The 3,792-nt window shown below is 73.7% G+C and carries 5 protein-coding genes; 4 read left to right on the plus strand and 1 reads right to left on the minus strand.

Features of this window, described 5'->3' with window-relative positions; genetic code table 11:
* The 3 genes from D3105_RS32895 to mmpA all read left to right on the plus strand — a co-directional run.
* A partial coding sequence (locus D3105_RS32895) for an endonuclease V (RefSeq protein ID WP_240647113.1) occupies positions 1 to 677 on the plus strand: 677 nt, incomplete at its 5' end.
* 36 nt (positions 678 to 713) lie between these two features.
* On the plus strand, positions 714 to 1,151 hold the full coding sequence (locus D3105_RS32900; RefSeq protein WP_165891134.1) for a glutaredoxin domain-containing protein: 438 nt from the start codon (positions 714 to 716) through the stop codon (positions 1,149 to 1,151).
* A 90-nt stretch (positions 1,152 to 1,241) separates the two neighbouring features.
* Entirely contained in the window at positions 1,242 to 1,385 is a 144-nt protein-coding gene (mmpA, locus tag D3105_RS34845; RefSeq protein WP_165891135.1) for a morphogenic membrane protein MmpA, read from the plus strand.
* A gap of 25 nt (positions 1,386 to 1,410) precedes the next feature.
* On the opposite strand, the gene D3105_RS32905 is transcribed toward mmpA, so the two are convergent.
* Complete coding sequence (locus D3105_RS32905; protein ID WP_118906486.1) at positions 1,411 to 2,601, minus strand: saccharopine dehydrogenase family protein; 1,191 nt, start codon at positions 2,599 to 2,601, stop codon at positions 1,411 to 1,413.
* Between the two features lie 208 nt (positions 2,602 to 2,809).
* Between D3105_RS32905 and D3105_RS32910 the strand changes: the two genes are divergently transcribed.
* The coding region (locus D3105_RS32910; protein WP_133305742.1) for a CaiB/BaiF CoA transferase family protein at positions 2,810 to 3,792 on the plus strand (983 nt) is incomplete at its 3' end.

Raw genomic sequence — 3,792 nt, forward strand, 5'->3', positions numbered from 1 at the left:
CCCCCGCCCACGAGACCCCCGCCGACGAAGCCGAGGGCCGGGCGATCCAGGACCGGCTGCGCGACCGGGTGATCCTGGACGAAGCCGGGCCGGAGCCCGGAACCGGCCTGGTCACCGGGGTGGACGTGGCCTACGACGACGAGAGGGACGTCGTCGTCGCGGCGGCCGTGGTGCTGGACGCCGCGACGCTGGAGACGGTCGAGGAGGCCACCGCCGTCGGCACGATCGCCTTCCCGTACGTCCCCGGGCTGCTGGCCTTCCGGGAGATCCCGACGGTCCTCGAAGCACTGGAGGAGCTGAGCCTCGACCCCGGTCTCGTCGTCTGCGACGGCTACGGCCTCGCGCACCCGCGCCGCTTCGGACTCGCCAGCCACCTGGGCGTGCTCACCGGACTGCCGGTGATCGGCGTCGGCAAGAACCCGTTCACCTTCACCTACGAGGCCCCCGGGCCCCGGCGCGGCGACTCCTCCCCGCTGCTGGACGGTGACGAGGTGGTCGGCCGCGCGCTGCGCACCCGGGAGAACACCAGCCCGGTGTTCGTCTCGGTGGGTCACCGCATCAGCCTCGACAACGCCTGCGCCCACACGCTCCGCCTCGCCGGCCGCTACCGCCAGCCCGAGAGCACCCGCCGGGCGGACGCCCTGTGCCGGCAGACCCTGCGGGAAGCGACCGCCTGAACCGGCTGAAGGGCGGGCGCGGTAGCGTGCGTCGTCGTGATACGCGTGTGGAGTCTGCCCACCCTGTTCCTGCTCATCGGCGCGTGCGCCGCGATGCGGTCCGCCCTCGGTGACGACCCGGTGATGGCAGCCGTGCTCCTGGCTCTGTTCGTGCCGCTCGCCGTCCTGCACTCGCCCCTGATCTTCCCGAGGCCGGTCCCCGCCGCCGAGGCCCGGCGCCGCAGCATGGCCGACGGTGCCCCGGTCGTCTACTGGCGGCCGGGCTGCACCTACTGCATCCGGCTGCGCCTGCGGCTGGGCCGTGACGCCGCGCGGCTGCACTGGGTGAACATCTGGCGCGATCCGGCGGGTGCGGCCGCTGTACGGGCCGTCACCGGCGGAGACGAGACGGTGCCGACCGTCGTCGGCGCGGACCGGCCGTACATCAACCCGGACCCCGCGTGGGTGCGCCGACAACTGCCTCCCCGCGCGTGATCGTCCCGGGCGTGGAACAGCGTGGAACAGTCCTGCAACTGAGTATCCGTACGGATGGCATAGATCCGTACGGCTGGGCAGGCTGAACGCATGAATGCCTCTCGCACAGCCGTCCGCCCCGCGCCCTTCGACCCCGCCCAGCGTCGCATGGCCCTCGGCATGCTCCTCGGCAGCGCCGTCGGCCTCGTCTGGCTGGGCGCGATGCTCTACACGCTGGCCGGCTGGATCTTCTAGACCCCGGGCCCGCCCCGGGGCGGGGCTACCGCACCGCCGCCACCCGGAACCGCAGACCCGCCGCCGTCAGCCGGTCCAGGAGCGCGTCGCCCATCGCCACCGCCGTGGTGACCTGTCCGGAGGTCTCCGGCAGCTCGTCCAGGGCCAGGCACACCGCCGACTCGGCGAGGATCTTCGCCGTCTCGCCGTACCCCGGGTCGCCGCCGGACACCTCGGTGAAGACGCGTCGCCCGCCGCCCCCGCCGACGAAGCGGACGGTGAACCAGCTCCGCCCGCGGCGCTCCTCGTCCGGCCCCTGCCCCGGCTCGTACCGGCTCATCAGCCACTCCCGTACGCCTTCGACCTGCGCGGCCGCGACCAGCCCGCCGATCGCCACCGGGGCGCCGAGGGCCATGGGCAGCGTCTTGACCGAGGCGAAGTGGCGGTAGCGGAAGTCGGGGCCGTACCGCTCCAGGGCCCGCGCCGAGCGGCCCACGATCGTCGGGTCGACCGTCGGCAGCGGCAGCGCCCAGGTGCCGGTGGGCCCGCTGAAGTGCGGGGAGCCCGCAGGGGTGCGGACCCGTCGGCCCACCAGACGCGGCTCGTGCAGCCTGCGCTCCCGGGCGGCGGCCAGCATCTGCGGACCCCGGCCCATCGCGGTCAGCGCCGAGGCGAACGTCCCGCCGGAGAACACCGCGTTGGTGCGGACGAAGCCGTCGACGGCCAGGGGGACGTCCTCGGGCAGCTGCTTGACGGTGAAGTACGCCCCGAGGTCGTGCGGTACGGAGTCGAAGCCGCAGGCGTGCACGATGCGCGCCCCCGTCTCACGGGCCCGGGCGTCGTGCTCCAGATACATCCGGTCGATGAACTCCGCCTCGCCGGTGAGGTCCGCGTAGTCCGTCCCGGCCTCGGCGCAGGCGGCGACGAGCTTCTCGCCGTACCGCAGGTACGGCCCCACGGTCGTGGCCACCACCCGGGTGGAGGCGGCCAGTTCGGCCAGCGCATCGGCGTCGTCCGCGTCGGTCTCCAGCAGCGGCAGCTCCGCGCAGGCCGGGGCGATCGCCGTCAGCCGCTCCCGCAGCCTCTCCAGCTTGGTCCGGCTGCGCCCGGCCAGGGCCCAGCGGAGACCGGCGGGGGCATGGGCCGCCAGATACTCGGCCGTGAGCGCCCCCACGAAGCCGGTGGCACCGAAGAGGACCACGTCCAAGGGGCGTGTCGCGTCGTTCTGCCTGTTCACGAGTACCTCCGGCTGGGAGACGGGTGCCGACGTGGCAGGCAGAGGGTAGCGGAGAGCGCCGTGGCGGCGTGCGGCCGGGCGGGCCGCATGCGAGAGGATCGGAGCAAGAGCTAAGCGCTTGCTCGGCCCGAGGGCTTGTGCGGAGCCGGGGACGTTCTTAGCATCGCAGGTGTTACATCGGTTGTGTCACACCCCTGGGGGCTCACAGATGGCGAAAGGCCCAACACCCGGGCACGGTCCGCTGACCGGTGTCCGGGTCGTCGAGTTGGCGGGCATCGGCCCCGGACCGTTCGCCGCGATGCTGCTGGCGGACCTCGGGGCCGACGTCGTCCGGGTCGACCGGCCCGGCCGCGCGGGGCTCGGCATCGATCCCGCGTACGACCTCACCAACCGCAACAAGCGCTCCGTCGTCCTGGACCTCAAGAGCGACGAGGGCCCGGCCCACGTCCTGGACCTCGTCGAACGCGCCGACATCCTCATCGAGGGCTACCGCCCGGGCGTCGCCGAACGCCTCGGCGTCGGACCGGACGCCTGCCTCGCCCGCAACCCGGAGCTCGTCTACGGGCGGATGACCGGCTGGGGCCAGGACGGGCCGCTCGCCGACCGCGCGGGCCACGACATCGCCTACATCGCGCTCACCGGCACTTTGTCCATGATCGGCAGGCCGGACGAACCGCCCACCGTCCCCGCCAACCTGGTCGGCGACTACGCGGGCGGCTCGCTCTACCTCGTCGTCGGCGTCCTCGCCGCCCTCCAACACGCCCGCGCCCACGGCGAGGGACAGGTCATCGACGCCGCCATCGTGGACGGCGCCGCCCATCTCGCCACGATGATCCACGGCATGCTCGCCGCCGGGAGCTGGCAGGACCGGCGCGGCGCGAACCTCCTCGACGGCGGCTGCCCGTTCTACGGCACCTACGCCACCTCCGACGGCGGCCACATGGCGGTCGGCCCGCTGGAAGGCCAGTTCTACGCGGAGTTCGTCCGGCTCCTCGGCATCGCGGACACCTTCCCCGACCGGTGGGACCTCGCCCGCTGGGACGAGCTGCGCGCCGCCGTCACCGACCGCTTCCTGACTCGTACGCGCGCCGAGTGGACCGAGGTCTTCGCCGGCAGCGACGCCTGCGTGGCCCCCGTCCTCTCGCTCACCGAGGCCCCGCACCACCCCCACCTCGCCGCCCGCTCCACCTT

The organism is Streptomyces globisporus, assembly GCF_003501885.1.
Taxonomy (GTDB): domain Bacteria; phylum Actinomycetota; class Actinomycetes; order Streptomycetales; family Streptomycetaceae; genus Streptomyces; species Streptomyces globisporus_D.